Origin of the sequence: Cryobacterium sp. PH31-L1 (genome assembly GCF_030063145.1) — a bacterium.
In the GTDB taxonomy this organism is placed as follows: Bacteria; Actinomycetota; Actinomycetes; order Actinomycetales; family Microbacteriaceae; genus Cryobacterium.
Genome location: NZ_JASISM010000002.1, coordinates 287,225 through 305,434, shown reverse-complemented (window position 1 = coordinate 305,434; position 18,210 = coordinate 287,225). Strand labels below are relative to the sequence as shown.

Genomic DNA, 18,210 nt, shown 5'->3' with positions numbered 1-18,210 from the left:
CGTGCGCGGTTCGGCGGAGCGGCACGAAAGCGTACAGCAGAAAACCTTCAGTGAGAATTTGTCATTAACCCGTAGATATCTACGGTGCAGACCACTACGGTATGAGTCGTTCGAGGCATACCCTGCTTCGATTCGTGCCGACCCGACCGTTCTGACAGGAAATTGCCATGCTCAAGAAACTCTTTGCAATCACAGCCCTGGCCACGCTGGCCGTCTTCGCAGTGCCGGCCGCGGCATCCGCTGTCACGTATGTTCCCAGTGATAGTCAGAGCACGAAAGTGACCCATACCGTTGTGCCGCCCGATGCGGGGTATGTCGGCTCCAAACATGTCGACTCCAAACAGGTCGGCTCCAAAGCGGCCTCCCTCGGCTCCGTCAAACTCGCCTCCACCGGCTATGACGCCTCCGTGCTGGCGATTTCGGGCGGAAGTGCCGCGCTCCTGCTCGGGCTGACCCTCGTGACCACGTCGGTCGTGCGACGCAAGCGCGCCGAAGGGCCTGTGCGGCCGTAGAGCGGATGTTGCCGCGCGCGGGACCCGCGCGGCACCCGCGCGGCACCCGCGCGGCACCCGCGGCACCCTTTAGCGACGCGGGCACCCCTAGGAACGCGTGCAGTGATCGCTAACGGGTGCCGCGAGCGAGAAGAATCACGGGTCCGCGCGCCGGTGCCCGAGTTGATCTGCATCCAGATCGGACTGCGACCGTCGATGGCGCGCCGGCTGGCAATTCCGAAGGCGAAATAGGTGTCGGGCTCCGGTTGCCCGATTAGAATCCACCGGGCACAGTCGAAGCCACTTCTCGGGCCGATGGGCAACGCGCGGCCCGACGTCTCGAGCTGGAGTTGCTTCGCCGCCTCCCGCACAACCTCCTTGAGCCGCTACTGGCGACCCAGCCACTCGTCACCGAGGCAGAGTTCACCAGCGACGGTCGGCACGAATCGCGATTTGGCCGCCGGCGCCACGATAGGCGCGGCAATGCCCAACGCCTCGTGAAACCTGTGCTCATTCGTGGGATCGCCGCCGTCAGTCGATCGGCCGGGCAAGCGCATACGGGGGCGTTGCGTCACGCAAGCCAACAACCGTCTGCCGTGACCCGGTGAGCCCACCCGATCGCCACGGCGAGAATCTGTTCAATAGCAAAATCGGGGCCCCGGCCTCATCAGCGGGTGCAGCGCCCGCTCCTTCAATTCCGGCGGATTCTTCTTCCGTGTTGGCATAATTCCCAACCTTTCCGGGGGGTCAAGAACCTCCGCTAAACCCGGTGCGAGACACTCCTGACCCCTTCGCGGCGACTACGACCATTACCGGGCCAGCTTTCATAGCCGCGTTCCGAGAACGCGTGATTAGTAGTCGATCAAGCCCTCGCCTACGGCCCACTGCCGAAAGCCGCCTTGTTCGAACGGCAGAAAGTATTCGCAGAGATGAGGTCGTCCGCGAGGCTTTCGACCATGCGCAAGGTTAGCTGTCCGTCGCGAATCGCTTTACACAGCAACGGGAGAGTTGCGGTGACACGAATGCCCTCGTCATGTGCAATCTGCCGGGGCACTGCGTCATCGAGAACGATTTCGAACCCACGCACCTTGCCAAGAGCGAGGACACCGCATTCGCCAGTGTTCCGGCCGCCTTCGACAAGTCGATCTGCAAACGCCGCGAAGGAAACCATGTAGGCGAGATCAGTACTTCGATCAACGGTAATCCAGTCTGCGTCCAGAATCTGCTTGAGGACGGGAACCTCGTACGACTGCCGCCGAAGTTCCGCTTCCACGCTGTCCGGGATCACGACGGGTCGATCACCGGCAAGAAAGTGAAGTACCCCAAGCCAGCTTTCCACAGCAAAGTGCCGAAGCGGCCCCGTGTCGAAGACAAGGGGCTCCGGTAAATCCGTCACGAAACGAAATTCCAGAGTTCATCTTCCCGCCGAGGCCGAATCGGTGGCAGATCCTCGTCTTCAAAAGTGCCGCGAAGTAGACCAAGCGCACGCTCCCGGCTGATCTTTTCTTCGCGGAACGATCGCAGGACGCCTTTCTGGAACGCAATCGGAAGGCTCGTTGCCTCCAGCTCCGTCGGTACGTTGAGACCGAATTCGACTATGTCGGCACGGGTCGTGGAGATAGTACGGATGAAATTGGCGACGTCGCTCTCGACTATCTCCAGCTCACGCAGTCGGCGTGCCAGGGTCGCCATGTCGACGCGAAAGTCGCTCGCGCAGAGCACTGCGGTCTCACGCACGCCGTGAGCTGCGCGCTTTTCTTCCCACAACCCAGCGAGACCATCTTTGGGAAGAAGCAGTGCTCGAGCGAAACGGTCGAGCGTAGCTTCGATGTCGCCGTTCGGCTCGCAAATTCTCCAGTCAATCGTGTAGTCGTCTGCAACGAGAAAATGTCCGAGCTCGTGCGCGAGAGCCAGCCGCCTCCCACCGACCTTGTTGTGGCTGTTTACCAACGAAACACCACCACTCGTCAGCAAAATGGTGCCAGCGTCAGCAGTGTCGACTCCCAGGTCCCTAGAGAAGGCAAATAGGCCAATCCTGGCGACTTGGTTCGCTAGGTCGTGCACGGGCTCGGTGTAGTTCAGCTCAAGTAGGTGTCGCGCTGTGGCGGCGAGGTCTTCAGCGGCGGAGTTGCTCCGTGGGCGGGGGTACGGCGTTTCCGCGAATCGCTCCGGGACCAGTTCAGATGACGCAAGAGACCGCACAAGCTCTACATCTGCTGCGAGGCCGGCGAGCAGTTGGTCGATCTTCGAATCGACGGTGTCCAGCCCCTGACTGGAGCGATGCGACACCAGTGCCGGAAGCGGGTCGGAGAAGAACGACGTCATTCGAACACCAATCGCCTGGGCGACGCTTGAGAGCTCCAGCGCTGTGATCTTCCTCGTGCCCGCTTCGATTTTGCTCACGGCCGTGCGATCTAGCGCGACAAGACTGCTCAGCTCTCCCTGGTTGAGGCCAGCGCGCTCGCGCGCTTCACGAATGCGCGCGCCGAGTGTGTTCGCATTGATCTCGTTCATGTGTGCTATTTTCGCACATATACGAGGAAAAGCGCCATATCAAGATTCACTCCCGCGGCCAGTCAATCCCGGCGAGACCCAGCGCCGCTCGGTCGAGCGTTTGAACAACGGGCGAGACGGGATCCAGGACGCATCGTTGCTCCGCCCATTGCGCGGGTGACCTGGCACACTTCGCCGAGCGCGGTGGCGGGCACGTTGGCGGCGTACATGACCCCGATGTCGGCCTACGTGGCGGTAGGCGGTGGTTGGGGGTCGAATCGCATATTTGGCATCGGGCCGTAATGGCGCAGCTCGTTCCACGCCAGCGCGTGCGCGGTCGGGTCAAGGGCCCTCGGGTTCACGCAGCGACAACGGCGCGCTGCGGGCATCTACCCTGCGAACTCAAAATCGATCGTGACTTCGGGAGCGACGCTGGCGATGATTCCGGAGTAGAACGCCTTGGCCTGGTCTTGGAGCGCTGCGGTGTTTTGGCTGATGTACTTCTGCTTGTTCTCGTCGCTGAGATCCCCATCTCGAACCATATACGTAAGCAGGAGCTGTGCGATCGTGGCCCGCGCCACCGCGCTCGGAAATGCAGCTGCAAGGTGATGCTCGGAACACTGGTGCGCGAGGGGTACGCCAAGTTCGACCCGACGACCCGGCAGTACACCGTGGGCCTGCGCATCTTTCAGCTGGCCCAGACGGTGGCCGTGGCCTACAGCGCTTGGGTTTCCGCTCGTCCAGTCGGTCGATACCGGCACGACCAGCTGTCCTGTAGCGTCCGTTCCCCACACGCCAACCGGCCAGGCAATCTGCACAGAGTGACGGAGAACTCACGCCCCTGGTCCTGGTGGATAAGGGCATTTTTTTGAGCGTCGGTGGTGCCGCGTCTATTGGCACGCACCGTACAACAGTGGCCCGCCCGGTGAATCGGCCTGTGGCGAGGAAATCAGGGCCATCGTGACGACGATTGACGGCGGTCTTGGCTTCGCTCGTGGGTCTCGATCGCTCGTACCTCGCGCCTCGACCGGCGGGGTGGAGTACGCTTCTCAGAACAAAAATCGTAAGCATAAGGACCTTGTATACTATAAGGTTTTTGAACACGGATGGTGGTATCGTCTTCCCATGAACCTCCTGAACCCGTACACGCCCGGCGCGGGTACTCGCCCCGCACTGCTGGCGGGACGCGACAGCCAGACTGCCTTGGTACGAAACCTGGCAGACCAAGTTCAGGCCGGACGCACCGCAAACCCACTCATCTACGTGGGTTTGCGTGGCATGGGGAAGACGAGTCTGCTGTATGCGGCACGCGACTTGTTCCGGGAACGTGGCTGGCTGGCCGGCTACTTCGAGGTGCGTCGAAACGTGGAACCTGGAATAGCGGTGCAGCACATCATCGCCGACAGTGCCCAACTGTCCACCGGGATGTTCCGTGCTGCCCTCGCGAACGGCGGCCACCGTATCGGAGGTATGAAACTTACGCTCGGACCCGCCGGATTTAGCTTCGAGGTAGATACAGACAGACGAGCCGTAAGTCCTGCGGCTGATGCCTTCCCCGCTCTGGTGGCATTTCTGCGGACGCTCGGCGCTGACGCTCGCGCCAATGGTGTCGGGGTAGCACTGCTCATCGACGAGCTGCAGCTATTCCGGAAGCGTGACCTCGCGGTGCTGATTCAGGCGCTCTCTGCGCTGGATGACGAACCCATTGTGCTCATCGGTGCCGGTCTGCCCGGCCTTCCCGCGGACATGGCGAAAGCCAACACGTACGCCGAACGATTCCGATTCGAGGGTATCGGGCCGCTGAATGACCCAGACGCGAGAGAAGCGGTCGTGAGCCCGGCTTTCGGACAAGGCATTATGTGGGATGAAGGCGCGGTATCCCACCTCGTTGCTGAGGCGCATGGCTACCCGTACTTCCTTCAGTTGTACGCGAGTGAGGCATGGGTTGCTGCCGAGGGCGCCCGAACCATAACCCTGAAACACGTGCAGGTGTCCGCCGATGCGGCGCAGCGTCAGCTCAGCGTCGGCTTGTACGCCGCACGGTACGACCGGCTCAGCGACAAGGAACGAGAATACGTTGATGCCATGGCGGCCCTCATGCTCCCTGACGTCGCTCGAGTGGGTTCCGGCGCCGTCGCCCGCAACCTTGGAAAATCGTTGAGCGTAGTGGCACCGGTACGAGACCGGGTTATCAAGAAAGGTATTGTGCACTCCCCCGCGTTTGGAATGCTCGAATTCTCGGTCCCCGGTTTTGCCAGCTATGTCGTAGCCCGCAGCAGCACCGCAGACCTCTAAGTATTAGAGGCACTGAGACCCGTTTCGATATCTGCGTTGGAACAACCCGTCAGACTTCCACGTTTGTTGCTGGGTTCCCCCACCGGCCGCGATGACGGGCGCCGTGGCCAGAAAGGGCAGCAGCGCCCACGGAGCGGGAAAGGGCATGGTGTCGTCGATGACAAAGATGGAGGCGAGGATGCCGAGTAAGCCAGTCTAGGCGAGCACCGGGCGGGCCTTGGCCGGCAGTTTCGCCCCCCAGGGTGCGGTGATGGCGTTGAGTGCGCCGACGCCTAGGCCTGGTGGGTGCGGCATCCGCTTGGGTGGGGTGTCGCTCGAGCAGTGGCCTAGACGACGGGGTCGGCGGGCTTGGCGGCTGCGCCGCGGGCGGGGATGCGCCGCTTGACCCGCGCGGGGGCGTCGGTGAGTTGACGTTCGGTATGGGCGGCATTGAGGGCCTCGGCGATGACGAGCACCAAGGCATCGTTGCGGGCGGAATCGTCGAGGCCGAGGGCCAGGCGTTCCGCCGTGAGCAGGTAGCTGCTCACCAGCGGTTGGTTGAAGAACCGGTTGAGTTGCGCGACCGACGCCGTGTGCGACTTGAGGAAGGTCTGGGTGATGTATCCGGACACGGTGGTGCTGACCAGGCCGAGGGCTGCGACAGTGAACTTGGTCTGCACGCTGGTGCTGGGCCAGACGACGATGAGAATGCACAGGGCCAGCAGGCCGAAGCCGAGATACATGGCGACCTGACTGTGCCGGAACGACCGGGCGGCCTGCTCGATGGTGAGGTGGTGGTAGCGCTCCATCTCGGTGCGGTTGAGGTGCAGCAGGGTGCCCATGGTGGGATCGGCCTGCACGTTTTGCATGCTGAGCATCACTCGCTGCGCGCCGCGCTCGGTTTCTTCGAACCGTGCCCGCGCGTTTTTCAGCATGAACGGAATGAAGATGCCGGCGCCGACGGCCCAGCCGACCAATCCGCAGCCGGCCAGGAAGACGAACTCATTCACGGCGGGATCGAGCCACCACCAGAGGATGAGTGCGCCGCCGCACAGAAGCACGATGGGAGTGGAGATGAGATAGGTGCGACGGGACTTTCTGGCGGTGCGTTCTTCGGCGGAGCCGATCCAGGCGGAGGTTCTGGGGGCTTCGTGTGGGGGTTTTTCGGCGGCATGAATTTGATCGAGCACGGTGGGCCCTCCGCTTCATTTTGGTGCCGTCACGCTACTCCCGGTGCGGGGCTGGGGATAGTGGGGGCTTGGTTGCCCCGACGACGGCCGCTGCGGCAGCAAGGCGCCGCCCGGCCGCTATTGCCCACCGGTATGCTCGGAAGATATGAGATCACGGTTTCCGCGCAAGGTCTTTGAGGTGGGCGACGAGCCCGATCCGCGCTTCAGCCTCGCCAACGAGCGCACCTTTCTGGCCTGGATTCGCACGTCCCTCGCGCTGCTGCTCGCCGGCGTTGCGCTGGAAGCGCTGGATGCCCCGATTCAGGCCGAGATCCGGCTCGCCTCCGCGCTCATCTTCATCGCCCTCGGTCTGGTGTCGATCGTGCACGCCTGGTGGTCGTGGGCGGCAACCGAGCGGTCCATGCGGCTGATGCAGCCGCTGCCCGGCCTTGCCGTCGGAGCCATCATCACCAGTGGCGCGGCCATCGCCATCGTCGGCATCATCGTCGGGAGCCTGCTGGTGTGAGCGAGATGCGAATTTTCGAGTCGGGGCTGCAGCCGGAACGTACGCTCCTCGCCTGGCGACGCACCTGCCTCGTACTCGCGCTGGGAGTCGCCGTCTCCATTCGATACGGCGCCATCGCCGACCCGCTGCTGGCGCTGCTGATCGGCGTGCCCGCTCTCGCGCTCGTCGGCGGTGCCTACGCGCTCACCTCGATTCGCTACCGCCGGGCCACCCGGGCTCTGGTGAACGACCCGACCGCGGCCGTCAGCGGGGGCAGGGCCGTGGCGGCGGTGACACTCACTGCCCTGCTGATTGGCCTCGCTGCCCTCGTCTTCGTGGTCTCCCAGTCGTCGGTTCTGGCGGGCTGGCTATAAACCTCGACGAACTCGTGCGCGGTGCCCGGGTTACTCGACTGCGGGCAGAACTCTCGTGATGAACGGCGGATGGTGCGGCACCATGGCGGGATCCAGCACGAGGTGCCGGGCCAGAACGGCTGCTCCCTGAAGCGAGCCGCCCCCGCCCAGGTGCACGTGCACCCCCGGCAGCAGCCGTTCCGCGGCGGCGTTGAACGGATCGGTGAGGAGCCGCCCGGCCGCCAGCAGACCGCCGACGAGGGCAACACGCTGGGGCAATTGCGGGGTGAGCGCTGCCTGAGCAGTTTCGGCCAGCGCCTGGCCGGCCCGCTGCCACACCGCTGCGGCCACGGCATCACCGGCATGAGCGGCCTCGACCATCGCGGGCACGAACGTAGCCATGACCCCGGCACGGTCGTCGCGGGTGTACAGCATGCGGGGCAGGTCGTGCACCTCGCCGAGGTCGCGGGTAGCGAGCTTCAGCAGAAGCGCGGAACCGCCCGCGCGTCCGTCGTAGGCGCGCACCGCGGCCCGCAGGCCCTGCATACCGATCCAGGCCCCACCGCCGGCGTCTCCGAGCAGGTGGCCCCAGCCGTCGACACGGTTCCAGACGGTGTCGAGGTCGCTGCCGAGCCCGACCACGCCGGTGCCGGCTGCCACGACCGCTCCCCCGCCGATGCCGAGCGCACCCACCAGGGCGGTGACGGAATCGGAGGCGACCACGGTGCGGGCGCGCGGCCAGAGCGCGGCGATGGCATCGGTAACGCGCGTGGGCCGGTCGACGAGTTCCATGAGGCCACTCATGCCCACGACCACCGCGAGCGGTGAGCCGAGGCCCTGGGCGCGCCGCAGCTGGTCGCCGAGGCCGACGAGGGTGCCGATGAGGGCTTCGACGTCGATGCCGGAAGGACCGACCATAACGGATGGCCCGGTCGCGCTCGCGAGCGGAAGGTCGCCCGCCGCCGATGGCGCGTGCGCGGAACCGACGTAGACACGGGACCCCGAGCCGCCGATGTCGATGGCAACGTAGGGCGAGGGGTCGAAGACGGTGGCGCGGGGCGGCATCCGCTTGTCGGGAACCGGAGCATCCACTGCAGCATTCACCATCAGCCTTTCACCGCGCCGGCAACGAGCCCGGTGGCCATTCGGCCCTGCACGATGAGGAAGACGATGATGACCGGTATGGCGATTAGTGCGGAACCGGCCATGATGGCACCCCAGTCGGTGGCCTCGTAGGTGACGTTGAATCGTTTGAGCCACAGCGGCAGCGTCGCGGCACTGTTTTCTTTCATGATGACGAGGGCAAGGGTGTACTCGTTCCAGGAGGCCAGCAGGGCGAAGATTCCCGACGCCACCATGCCGGGCGCCAGCAGCGGAAAGGTGATGCGGAGGAAGGCGCCGAAGCGGCTGCATCCGTCGATCATCGCCGCCTCTTCGAGTTCGATGGGGATGCCGTCGACGAAGCCCTTGAGCATCCAGATCGTAATCGGAACGGAGTGGCCAGCGTAGAGCAGGCTGAGGCCGACGATGCTGTTGATCATGTCCCAGCTGTCGAGCATGCGGTACTGGGAGATGAAGAGGGCTTCGGCCGGGATCATCTGGATGACGAGCACCACGATGACCATCGCCGTGCGACTGCGAAAACGGAACCGGCTGAGGGCCACGGCGGCCAGGAACGCGCTGAACAGGGCGACGACCACGGAGATGGCGGTGACGAGGGCGCTGACACGCATGGCGGACCAGAAGGAGGCGTCGCCGATGATGGTCGCGTAGTTGGAGAGATCGATGGGGAAGGGGAGGAATTGCGGGGTCGCGCCGTAGAGGGCGGCGTCGGTCTGGAAGCTGCTGTTGATCATCCAGTAGACCGGGAAAGCCCAGAGCAGGGCGAGGGCCACGCCGCCGATATTGATGCCGATGCGGCCGAGGCGACGCCGACGGCCCACGGCGGTACTGCCGGTTCCGGAGTGGGTCCGGGAGGTTCTCACCAGGGTCGATGCGGCGGTCATGAGACGTTTCCTTGCTTGACGAGGGAACGAACGTAGCCCCAGCTGATGATGAGGGTGATAAGCAGCATGATCATGGCCACGGCCGATCCGGCGCCGTAGTCGCCCTGGCCGAGGCCGATCTGGTAGACGTAGGTGCCGAGCACGTTGGTGTCGGCGGAGACTCCGCCGGAATCCTGCAGCACCGAGATTTGGGTGAAGACACGGATGTCCCAGATGATCTGCAGCAGACCGACGAGCATCAGTACCGGCGCGATGCCCGGCACGATGATGTGCCGAAAACGCTGCCAGCCGGTGGCACCGTCGAGCTGCGCCGCCTCGAGGATTTCGCCATCAATCTGGGTGAGCGAGGCGTAGACCATGAACATGACCAGGGGCACGCTCATCCAGATGATGACAGCCCCGGCGATGACGAAGAAACTGCCGGCCTCGAGCAGCCAGGCGAAACCGTCAAACTGCTCGAAGCCCAGGGAGACGAGCAGCCAGTTGACAACGCCGGTGCGGGTATTGAAGAGCCACTGCCACACCGTGAGGGACGACAGCACGGGAGTCGCCCACGCCACAAGCATGGCGCTCTGCACCAGGATGCGCACCGTTTTGGTCAGTCGGGTGAGCAGCAGCGCCGTGGACACGCCGATGGCCATGGTGAGGCCGGCGCAGGCGAAGCAGAACACCAGCGAGCGCACCAGAACGACCCAGAACACCGGGTCTGCGGTGACGGCAGCGTAGTTGTCGAGCCCCACCCAGTCGGCCGGCTGGCCGAACTGCTGCTTCAGGCCGAACTCCTGGAAGGACATGATGAGTTGGTTGGCCAGGGGGTACCCCTGGGACACGATCACGATCAGCAACGCCGGCAGGCCGAGCAGCAGCGGGATCAGGGCCGGGGAACGACCGGCGACGGACTTCTTCGGTGTGGGAGCAGCGAGGGTGCGGGGCTGAGCAGTGAGTGTCATGCCTGATCTCCTTTCAGAACGGTCGATGCGACGAGGGCCGGCCGCGCCCGTGCGGGGCGCGGCCCTCGTGTTAGTTGAGCAGGCTCTCGATCATGGCGTCGGTGTCGGCGGCGAGCTGCTTGACGTCGCCACCCTGGGCGAGCTGCGTGAGCAGGTCACGGATGACGTCATTGCCCTCGACGGTGGCCCAGCCTTCGGCAGCGGGCGTCATGACCGAGGCCGCGACAGCCTGCACCTCAACCTGGCCAACCTCGGTGGCTTCGAGCGGTGCGGCGTAGCTGATGTTGCCGGGAACCCAGCCGCCGTCCGAGGCGAAGTAGCTCTGGAAGGTCTCACTGAGGGTGAGAGCGAGGGCCTCACGGGCGAGGTCCTGCTTGGGCGACTGCGCCGGGATGGCGATGTTCGACCCACCCGCAAAAGCCTTGCCGGTGCTGCCGGCTTCAACGCCGGGGAGGGCGAAGACTCCGGTGTCTTCGAGCAGGGCTGGGTCGATCTTGGCATAGGCGTTGTTGAGCGCGACGAACATGCCGGCCTGGCCGGCGCTGTAGCGCACGGCGGGCTGGCGAGCCTCGTCGAGGGTGGCGGTGGCGGCATCCGCTACGCCATTGAGGTAAATATTCTGCAGGTCCTCGAGGGCGGCGATGCCCTCCGGAGTTGAGAGTGTGCCTTTCCAAGTGTCACCGTCGAGTTCGGCGAAGGTGCTGCCGTGGGTGTAGACCCAGCCCTGAGCAGCGCCGAAGTCCTTGGCCGGCAAGAAGATGCCGGAGAAGTTGTCGACGCCCTCCGGATTGGCCTGCTGCAGGGTGATCGCAGCCTGGGCAACCTCGGCAATTGTGGTCGGCACCGCGATACCAGCGGCCTGGAACAGCGACTTGCGGTAGTAGACGATGCGCGAGCCCGCAAAAAACGGTGCCGCGTACAGGGCGCCGTCGTGGGTTCCGGCCTCGACGAGGCTCGGGATGAGGTCTGAGCCGCCGAGTTCGTCGGTCATGTCGGTGATGTCACTGAGCGCCCCGGCGGCGCTGAACGTGATGACCTGCGAGTTGCCGAACTCGACGAGGTCGGGCGTCTGGCTGGGGCTGGCCAGGGTGGTCTGCAGCTTGGTGACGATGCCGTCCCAGTCCTGGATTTCAATCGTGAGCGTGGCGCCGTCGTGCGTGTCTGCCCATTCGTTGACCAGCCAGTCCTGGGCCACCTGAGGAACATCCTCACGCATGAACCAGACCGTGAGGTCTTCGTTCGCGTTCGCGGCGGTGGAGCCGGCGCTGCAGCCGGCCAGAAGCACCGACCCGGTGAGGGCGAGGCCGATCGCAGTGCTGATCTTGCGGGACATTTTCACAGAAGTCTCCTTGGTGACGCGAGCTAACGAGCACGAAACGGATGAAGTATTTTTGTTAGTACATCATCTAAACAAACTCGCGTCAATGAAATTCTGCTATTTACTTGGTCACTGCGACGGCCTGCGGCACGAATCCGGGATGGGGTCTGTCATCTGGCCACCCGGTTTAGTACGCTTTCCATACAAACCTCGTCCGCCCTGTTCGAGCACCGTTCGTCATCCGCTAGCCGGATGCCGGTGCCCGCGTTCCTCCACCGATTGGACCCCGTGTCGCTCACTTTCTCGCTCTTTCCCCGCCCACGCAGCATCGACGAGACCCCGGGCGCTGGGCCCGGCACCAGCGCCGCGGTGCGGGCGGAGATAGACGCCACCCTGCCTGCCGACGGGTTTCGCCTGCAGACCTCCCCCGCCGGAATTGTTCTGCGGCACGCCGACGCCGCTGGGCTGCGCTACGCTCAGCAGGCGCTCGATCAGTTACGCGCCAACCGCGACTTCGCCACCGTCGGCGTCGTCGTCGAGGACTGGCCCGACTTCGCCGTGCGCGGCTTTATGCTCGACATCAGCCGCGACCGGGTACTGACTCGGCGCACCCTGCTGCGCCTGATCGAGTTGCTCGATCTCGCCCGTGTCAACCAGCTCGAGCTGTACACCGAGCACACCTTCGCCTACGCCGAGCACGGATCCGTCTGGGCTGAGGCATCCGCTCTCACCATTGACGACGTGCGGTGGATCGACGACCAGTGCGCCCATCGCGGCATTGCCCTCGTGCCCAATCAAAACACCCTCGGGCACATGGAACGGTGGCTGAAGCATGCGCCATACGCCCACCGCGCCGAGAATATCGAGGGCTTCGAGCGGATGGGCGCACATCGCGCCTCCAGCACGCTGGCGCCCACAGCCGAGAACGCCGAGTTCGTCAACGAGCTGCTCACCGAGCTACTACCGCTGTTTCGCTCCCAGCGCGTCAACGTGGGAGCGGACGAACCGTGGGAGCTGGGCCTCGGCGTGAGCGCAGCCGAGGTGAGCGAGCGCGGTCGAGGGCCGGTCTACTTCGACTACGTCTCCCGGGTGCTGCGGCATTGGACCGAGCAGGGCTACGAGGTGGAGTTCTGGGCGGATGTCTTCGGCAACCACCCCGAACTGATGGGGCAGGTGCCCGCCGGCGCCATCCCCGTGGTCTGGCAGTACGATTCAGCCGAGCTCACCCGTGCGGTGGTCGAACGCGCCACCGACGCCCAACGCGAGCTCTGGGCCGGCAGTGACCTCGACGTAACCTCGCTGCAGAGCGGTTTTCGGGGTCGGGCCGTTGTGCTCACCGAGGCCGAGGAAAACTTTTGGGTAGCTCCCGGCACGAGCGCCTGGCAGTCCTTCACGGGTCGCATCGACAACGGTGTGGCCAACATGATCGACGCTGCCGAGATCGGCCTCGAATTTCACGCCACCGGGTACATCAACACGTCCTGGGGTGACAATGGCTCGTACGACCCGCCGGCAATCTCGTTCGCCCCGCTGCTGTTCGGCGGCGCCGTGAGCTGGAATCTGGCTGGCAACAGAGACCTCGACCTTGCCGACGTGCTCAACCGGCACGTCGTTCTGGACCCCAGCGGCATCACCGGACGGGTGCTCGTCGACATCGGGCGGGCCACCCGCGCCCTCGACGCCCCGCTGCTCAATGCGAGCCAGCTCTTTACGGTGCTGCACCAGGGCGGCCGGCTCGCCGCCGATTCCTGGCCCAGCGCGGCCGGCATCGAACGTGCCGACGCCATCCTGGCCCAGGGGCTCAACGATCTCGACGGCGCCGACCCGGCAGCCCTGGACGGCGACACGATCGTGCGCGAAACCCGGCACGCCATTCGCTTCGCCCGGTTCGGGGCGGATATTCTCCGGCTACGCCCCGGTGGCATCGACTCGGTGCCCGCCGCGGATGCCCGCGTTCTGCTGCACCGCTTCGACGCCCTGATCGAGGAGCACCGACAGACCTGGCTGCTGCGTGCGCAGCCCGGCGGCCTCGCGGACAGCGTCGATCGCCTGGCTCGTATGCGCCTGGCGCTCGTGGCCCGCACGGCCTGCTGACTAAGGTCGGGCGGCGGGTCCGGCCGGCCTCGGGTTAGCTGATGCCGAGCTGGCTGGTCAGAACCTGCGCGGCGACGCCGCGCAGCACGCCGTCGTCGCCGAGGTCGCTCAGGCGCACAGGGACCTGCGCGCCATCGACCGCCATGGTGCGGGCGGCGATGGTCTGCTCGGTGACTGTGAGCATCCGGTCGGTGAGCACGTCGGGGGGTCCGCTCAGCACGATCTCGCTCACGTTGAGCATTCCGACGACCGGCGCCAGGGCGATGCCGAGGCGAACCCCGGCGGCTTCCCGCACGGCATTCGTCACCTCGTCGCTCCCGGCCCGATTCAACTGGCCTCGGATAGCCGGGACCGACAGCCACGTTTCCAGGCATCCGGTTTTGCCGCACGTGCACAGTGCACCGCCGTCGGTGCCGACCACGACATGCCCGATCTCGCCGGCCGCGAACCGGCTGCCGCGCACGAGCTGTCCGTTGACGATGACGCCGGCGCCGAGGCCGCGGCCCACCCGCACCACGATGACGTCCGCGGCGGCATCGCCCCAGGCCCGTTCGGCGATCGCGGCCGCGTCAGCGTCGTTCATGACCACGGCGACTACCCCGAACCGGCGCGATACCGTGTCGGCGAGGTCTTCGTTGGTCCAGCCGAGGTTGGTGGCCTGAAGAACGACGCCGCGCTCGTTGATGATGCCGGGCGAGCCGATGCCAATGCCGAGCAGCGGTGATGGGCTGCGCTCGGCCAGTTCGGCGATGAGGTCGAGCACGGCGTCGACGGCCACCACACCGCGGGCATCCGGCGAGCGGGTCTCGGCACGGCGCAGGATCTCTCCGTTGAGGTCAAGCAGGGCGCCCCGAAACAGCGCCGGCTGGCTGAGGTCGATGCCGATAATAGTGAACGCGGCCGCGTTGATGTCGAGCACGGTCGCCGGTTTGCCGGGTCGGGCATCCTCTCTCCGGCCCAGCTCGCGCACGAGAGTGTCGTCGATGAGTTCGCCGATGAGATCAGACACGGTCACCCGGGTGAGCCCGGTGGCCCGCGCGATGTCGGCCCGACTCAACTGGGCGCCGCGATACAGGGTTTGCAGCACGAGCGCACGATTGTGGCGGCGGGTGTGTTCAGGCAGGAACTTCTTGCCAGCGACGGGACCCATCAGGGGTGTCACGGGGCGGCTTCGGGGGGGCACCGGGGAATCCATCTGGCCAATCCTGGGGCGTGGGGAACAGCGGGGCAAGTTTTGTTAGGTCAACTAACGAAACCTTACCGTGTGCTCCACCGTGCACGCCAGAGCATACTCGTGGCCTGAGTCGATTCCGTCAGTCTCCAGTGCAGTCTGCCCCCGAGAAGAGTCGCTGGCGTCCTCTCCCGCCCCTCGTGCTGACGGCGTTATTAGCGCCTCACTTGCCCTTCCAGGCTGGGTCGGCTCGCACGGTGGCGGTCAACGGGCCCTCGCACCTGGGCAGGTTCGCCTAGAAAATTGCCTTGCGTTCATTAACGCGGATGCCCCGACTCCTTTCGGCTGAAATCTGCGATATTCAGGCACTTTCGAGCGAATCTCCGCAGTTTCGTACAGAGGGGCCCTGTGATGGGGGCTCGGCGCGGCCGAAATTGGGCCCGGACGCGGCTGCCACGCACGCTATGCCGGTAAATTTCGCGACACGCCGTGCCTGGTGCTCGCCGTGTCTGAGTTTTACCGGCAAAACGTACGGGCGGGCAGCGGCGGGCGAGCAGCCGCGGACAGCCCCGGGCGGCTACTCGCCGGCCGGGAGCACCGCCACGACGTCGATCTCGACCAGGATGTTGGCCAATTGGGAGCCGACCGTGGTGCGCACGGGGAACGGCGCGGAGAAGAACTCCTTGTAGGCCTCGTTGAACTCGGCGAAGTCCTCGTTGAGGTGCTGCAGGTGCGCGGTGACCTTGACGGAGTCGTCGAGGGTGAGTCCGCGCTCGGCGAGCACAGCGGAGATATTGCGCAGCACCTGGCGGGTCTGCTCGCCGACCGTGGCTGCCTTCTCGCCGGTCTCGGGGTTCTGCGGGCCAAAACCGGCACTGTAGAAGAACCCGTTGGCCACGATGCCCTGGCTGTAGGGGCCGGCCGGCTGGGGAGCGTTGGCGGTTCGAATGGCGATTTTCGTCATGGTGTTCCTTTCGTGGTGGGCGCGCGCCAGAACAGCAGCGCGACACCCGTGATCATCCGAGCTCGCGAGAAATGAGCTCGGCAGTCTGTTGCATCAAGGGCAGGTGAGTTTTGAGCTGGGGCAGGTTCTGCACCATGCGAATAGCGGTCACCGACAGGGCGCCGACGACACCCATCGATGAGTGGATGGGGACGGCAACGCAGTTGACGAAGTCCTCGAACTCGCGGTCATCGGCCGCCCACCGCTGCTTCTTGATGATCTCGAGCTCGCGATCGAGCGCGTCTCGAGAGGTGATGGTGTGCTCGGTGAATTTCTCCCAGGTCGACCCGGCCAGCACCGCGTTGCGGCCGCCCTCGTCGAGATCGGCCAGGATGGCCTTGCCGACGCCGCTGCAGTAGGGCAGCACGGCTTTGCCGATGCGAGAGTACATGCGCACACCGTTGGGGTCTTCGACCTTGTCGACGTAGACGATGCTGCTCTCCATGAGCGCGGCCAGGTGCACGGTATTGCCGACCACCTTGTGCAGGCGGCGAATATGATCGTGCGCTGCCTCTCTCAGGTCGAGATTGTCGAAGGCCAGTTTGGAGAGCGAGATGAGGTGCAGGCCCAGGGTGTACTGGCCCGACTTGCGTCGGTGCACGTAGCCCACCTCTTCGAGGGACTGCAGCTCGCGGAACATCGTGGAGCGGTGCAGCTCGAACATTTGCGACAGTTCCACGACCGTCTTCGGACCCTCCGCGATGGAGTCGATGATGAGCGCGGCGCGACGAACGCTTTTCGACATGTGACTACTTTCTCGTCTGAGGACCGAACCGGTTGATGCAAATACTGCAACACTGCGACGTTATCGCCCTATCGGGACCCGTCGTAATCCCCGACCGGCCAATTCGGCGGTGAGCTGGCCGTCGCGGAGCACCGGCCGGCCCGCGACGAAGACATCGTCGATACCGGTGGCCAGTGCGAGCGGAACTTCGTAGGTGGACCGATCGGCCACCGCGGCACCGTCGACGACAATGATGTCGGCGATCTGCCCGGGCGCCAGCCGCCCGCGCGCACCGAGTTCGAAGGTGTCGACCGGCCGGGTGGCGAGGTGCGCCACGGCCGCCGGCCAGGTGTAAAAACCGTGTTCACGCACGAATTCGCGCAGGTAGCGGGCAAAGGTTCCGTGGGCTCGCGGATGCGGGTGCGCACCCACAAAGATGCCGTCCGACCCGCCGATGTGCAGCTCGTGCGAGAGGATGCGCCCCAGCTCCTCGACCGGACGGGCGTAGCGCACCGCCATGATGGCGTTCACTTCAAGCCGAGAGGCCAGCAGCAGGTCGAGCGCGAAGTCGATCACGTCAACCTCGGCCCGCTCGGCTCCCTCGGCGATGGTGAGGCCGTGCGCCCAGGCGTACTCGGGCGCCCGAATGTGGCCGAGGGTGATCATGGTGGGCCAGTCCGGTCCGAGGCTCGGCTTCTGGTCGATCTGCGGGAACCACTGGCAGCGGAGCGCCGATCGCGCTTGGGGGCTGGCGAGCTCGAGCAGAATCTCGTGCACCGGGCGAATTGCCAGTTCCGGTGGCAGCAGCGGCATGGCCAGCAGCGTGCATCCGCGGGTATAGGGGTAGGCGTCAAAAGTGGTGTCGATGCCGGCGCCCCGCAAGCGGCCAAGCAGGGGAAGGAGGGTGTCGGCTTCGGCGTGAAAGTGCGAAATGTGGGTGCGCACCCCCGAGTGCCGGCTGATCGCGGCGATCTCGTCGACTCCGGCGGCCGAATTGGCCTCGTAGCCGCCACGCATGTGGGTGACATACACCGCGCCGACGTGCGCGACCGGCTCGCACAGGGCAGCCAGTTCGGCCGTGTCCGAGTAAATCCCCGGCACGTAGTCGAGCCCGCTGGACAGGCCGATAGCGCCGTCACGCAGCCCCTCGGTGACCAGGTCGCGCATGCGGCCCAGCTGCTCAGGGGTGGCGGGCTCGGTGCTGCGTGCCATCACTTCGTGGCGCACGGTTCCCGCCGGCACGAGGTAGGCCACGTTCAGCCGGGTGGTGTGATCGTAGGTGGCGAGCAGTTGCGCAACGGTCGACCCTGAATAGGTTGGATGTTCGCCGTTGATCGCGGCGAAATACTCCGACGCGTAGGCTCCGTCGCCGGGGGCGTAGGAAACGCCGTCCTGGCCGCCGATGATGGTCGTCACGCCCTGGCGCAGCAGCGCGAGCTGCACCGCTGGATCGAAGACCTGGCCCTCGCCGTGCGAGTGTGCGTCGACGAAACCGGGCAGCACAAGCCGGCCCGTGCAGTCCACATCCCTGTCTCCGGGCTCGGCCGAAATCTCACCGACGGCTTCGATGCGGTCGCCGCGCATCGCGAGGTCGCCGCGGTATGGCTCCGTCGCGCTGCCGTCGACGATCGTGCCGTTGCGCAGCACCGTGCGGGTCAT

General features: G+C 65.3%; 17 protein-coding genes. 5 read left to right on the top strand and 12 right to left on the bottom strand.

All coding sequences use genetic code 11. The features are described from left to right. Window positions 1–167: 167 nt before the first annotated feature. Window positions 168–512 (top strand): hypothetical protein, encoded by a 345-nt coding sequence (locus QMF22_RS05785; RefSeq protein WP_283451289.1) that lies wholly within the window; start codon window positions 168–170, stop codon window positions 510–512. A gap of 853 nt (window positions 513–1,365) precedes the next feature. Here the strand turns inward: QMF22_RS05785 and QMF22_RS05780 are convergent. The 3 genes from QMF22_RS05780 to QMF22_RS05770 all read right to left on the bottom strand — a co-directional run bounded on the left by QMF22_RS05780 (window position 1,366) and on the right by QMF22_RS05770 (window position 3,802). After that, a complete protein-coding gene (locus tag QMF22_RS05780) occupies window positions 1,366–1,887 on the bottom strand; it encodes a PIN domain-containing protein (RefSeq protein ID WP_283451287.1) in 522 nt (173 codons plus the stop codon). Beyond that, window positions 1,884–3,005, bottom strand: coding sequence for a helix-turn-helix domain-containing protein (locus QMF22_RS05775; protein ID WP_283451286.1), 1,122 nt, complete (start codon window positions 3,003–3,005; stop codon window positions 1,884–1,886). The genes QMF22_RS05780 and QMF22_RS05775 overlap by 4 nt, the downstream gene beginning before the upstream one ends. 368 nt (window positions 3,006–3,373) lie before the next feature. After that, window positions 3,374–3,802 carry a hypothetical protein gene (locus tag QMF22_RS05770; protein WP_283451283.1) on the bottom strand — a complete coding sequence of 143 codons (429 nt, stop codon included), beginning with the start codon at window positions 3,800–3,802 and terminating at the stop codon, window positions 3,374–3,376. A 307-nt stretch (window positions 3,803–4,109) separates the two neighbouring features. Between QMF22_RS05770 and QMF22_RS05765 the strand changes: the two genes are divergently transcribed. Beyond that, a complete protein-coding gene (locus QMF22_RS05765; RefSeq protein ID WP_283451281.1) occupies window positions 4,110–5,279 on the top strand; it encodes an ATP-binding protein in 1,170 nt (389 codons plus the stop codon). Window positions 5,280–5,605: 326 nt separating this feature from the next. Here QMF22_RS05765 and QMF22_RS05760 read toward each other — a convergent pair whose 3' ends face one another. After that, on the bottom strand, window positions 5,606–6,448 hold the full coding sequence (locus QMF22_RS05760) for a TRADD-N-associated membrane domain-containing protein (RefSeq protein ID WP_283451279.1): 843 nt from the start codon (window positions 6,446–6,448) through the stop codon (window positions 5,606–5,608). Between the two features lie 145 nt (window positions 6,449–6,593). Between QMF22_RS05760 and QMF22_RS05755 the strand changes: the two genes are divergently transcribed. Together QMF22_RS05755 and QMF22_RS05750 are read left to right on the top strand one after the other, a co-directional pair. Continuing rightward, window positions 6,594–6,953, top strand: a complete 360-nt coding sequence (locus QMF22_RS05755) for a YidH family protein (protein WP_092340272.1) — start codon at window positions 6,594–6,596, stop codon at window positions 6,951–6,953. A 5-nt stretch (window positions 6,954–6,958) separates the two neighbouring features. Next, window positions 6,959–7,306 (top strand): DUF202 domain-containing protein, encoded by a 348-nt coding sequence (locus tag QMF22_RS05750; RefSeq protein WP_283451654.1) that lies wholly within the window; start codon window positions 6,959–6,961, stop codon window positions 7,304–7,306. A gap of 30 nt (window positions 7,307–7,336) precedes the next feature. Here the strand turns inward: QMF22_RS05750 and QMF22_RS05745 are convergent, their stop codons facing one another. From QMF22_RS05745 to QMF22_RS05730, 4 genes are all read right to left on the bottom strand, one after another. Then, window positions 7,337–8,392, bottom strand: coding sequence for an N-acetylglucosamine kinase (locus tag QMF22_RS05745; RefSeq protein WP_283451275.1), 1,056 nt, complete (start codon window positions 8,390–8,392; stop codon window positions 7,337–7,339). Beyond that, on the bottom strand, window positions 8,392–9,291 hold the full coding sequence (locus tag QMF22_RS05740; protein WP_283451273.1) for a carbohydrate ABC transporter permease: 900 nt from the start codon (window positions 9,289–9,291) through the stop codon (window positions 8,392–8,394). The genes QMF22_RS05745 and QMF22_RS05740 overlap by 1 nt, the downstream gene beginning before the upstream one ends. Continuing rightward, window positions 9,288–10,241 (bottom strand): carbohydrate ABC transporter permease, encoded by a 954-nt coding sequence (locus QMF22_RS05735; RefSeq protein WP_283451271.1) that lies wholly within the window; start codon window positions 10,239–10,241, stop codon window positions 9,288–9,290. Before QMF22_RS05735 ends, QMF22_RS05740 begins: the two co-directional genes overlap by 4 nt. A 70-nt stretch (window positions 10,242–10,311) precedes the next feature. After that, a complete protein-coding gene (locus QMF22_RS05730) occupies window positions 10,312–11,574 on the bottom strand; it encodes an extracellular solute-binding protein (RefSeq protein WP_283451652.1) in 1,263 nt (420 codons plus the stop codon). A 273-nt stretch (window positions 11,575–11,847) separates the two neighbouring features. On the opposite strand from QMF22_RS05730, the gene QMF22_RS05725 reads away from it, so the two are divergent. Beyond that, window positions 11,848–13,653: a family 20 glycosylhydrolase gene (locus QMF22_RS05725; protein WP_283451268.1), complete on the top strand. Its 1,806-nt coding sequence runs from the start codon at window positions 11,848–11,850 to the stop codon at window positions 13,651–13,653. A gap of 34 nt (window positions 13,654–13,687) precedes the next feature. On the opposite strand, the gene QMF22_RS05720 is transcribed toward QMF22_RS05725, so the two are convergent. The 4 genes from QMF22_RS05720 to QMF22_RS05705 form a co-directional block, all read right to left on the bottom strand. Beyond that, on the bottom strand, window positions 13,688–14,815 hold the full coding sequence (locus QMF22_RS05720; protein WP_283451267.1) for an ROK family transcriptional regulator: 1,128 nt from the start codon (window positions 14,813–14,815) through the stop codon (window positions 13,688–13,690). A 586-nt stretch (window positions 14,816–15,401) separates the two neighbouring features. Next, the gene (locus tag QMF22_RS05715; protein ID WP_283451265.1) at window positions 15,402–15,788 is read right to left on the bottom strand and encodes a RidA family protein; all 387 of its coding nucleotides are present in this window, start codon (window positions 15,786–15,788) and stop codon (window positions 15,402–15,404) included. Between the two features lie 52 nt (window positions 15,789–15,840). Then, on the bottom strand, window positions 15,841–16,572 hold the full coding sequence (locus QMF22_RS05710) for an IclR family transcriptional regulator (protein WP_283451264.1): 732 nt from the start codon (window positions 16,570–16,572) through the stop codon (window positions 15,841–15,843). A gap of 60 nt (window positions 16,573–16,632) precedes the next feature. Further along, window positions 16,633–18,210 (bottom strand): N-acyl-D-amino-acid deacylase family protein, encoded by a 1,578-nt coding sequence (locus QMF22_RS05705; RefSeq protein ID WP_283451263.1) that lies wholly within the window; start codon window positions 18,208–18,210, stop codon window positions 16,633–16,635.

Excerpts from the sequence above, each read along its gene's own strand:
- QMF22_RS05740 (WP_283451273.1), bottom strand. The coding sequence starts at position 9,291 with ATGACCGCCGCATCGACCCTGGTGAGAACCTCCCGGACCCACTCCGGA.
- QMF22_RS05715 (WP_283451265.1), bottom strand. The coding sequence starts at position 15,788 with ATGACGAAAATCGCCATTCGAACCGCCAACGCTCCCCAGCCGGCCGGC.
- QMF22_RS05730 (WP_283451652.1), bottom strand. The coding sequence starts at position 11,574 with ATGTCCCGCAAGATCAGCACTGCGATCGGCCTCGCCCTCACCGGGTCG.
- QMF22_RS05775 (WP_283451286.1), bottom strand. The coding sequence starts at position 3,005 with ATGAACGAGATCAATGCGAACACACTCGGCGCGCGCATTCGTGAAGCG.
- QMF22_RS05765 (WP_283451281.1), top strand. The coding sequence starts at position 4,110 with ATGAACCTCCTGAACCCGTACACGCCCGGCGCGGGTACTCGCCCCGCA.
- QMF22_RS05785 (WP_283451289.1), top strand. The coding sequence starts at position 168 with ATGCTCAAGAAACTCTTTGCAATCACAGCCCTGGCCACGCTGGCCGTC.
- QMF22_RS05750 (WP_283451654.1), top strand. The coding sequence starts at position 6,959 with ATGCGAATTTTCGAGTCGGGGCTGCAGCCGGAACGTACGCTCCTCGCC.
- QMF22_RS05705 (WP_283451263.1), bottom strand. The coding sequence starts at position 18,210 with ATGACCCGCACGGTGCTGCGCAACGGCACGATCGTCGACGGCAGCGCG.
- QMF22_RS05745 (WP_283451275.1), bottom strand. The coding sequence starts at position 8,392 with ATGGTGAATGCTGCAGTGGATGCTCCGGTTCCCGACAAGCGGATGCCG.
- QMF22_RS05755 (WP_092340272.1), top strand. The coding sequence starts at position 6,594 with ATGAGATCACGGTTTCCGCGCAAGGTCTTTGAGGTGGGCGACGAGCCC.
- QMF22_RS05735 (WP_283451271.1), bottom strand. The coding sequence starts at position 10,241 with ATGACACTCACTGCTCAGCCCCGCACCCTCGCTGCTCCCACACCGAAG.
- QMF22_RS05710 (WP_283451264.1), bottom strand. The coding sequence starts at position 16,572 with ATGTCGAAAAGCGTTCGTCGCGCCGCGCTCATCATCGACTCCATCGCG.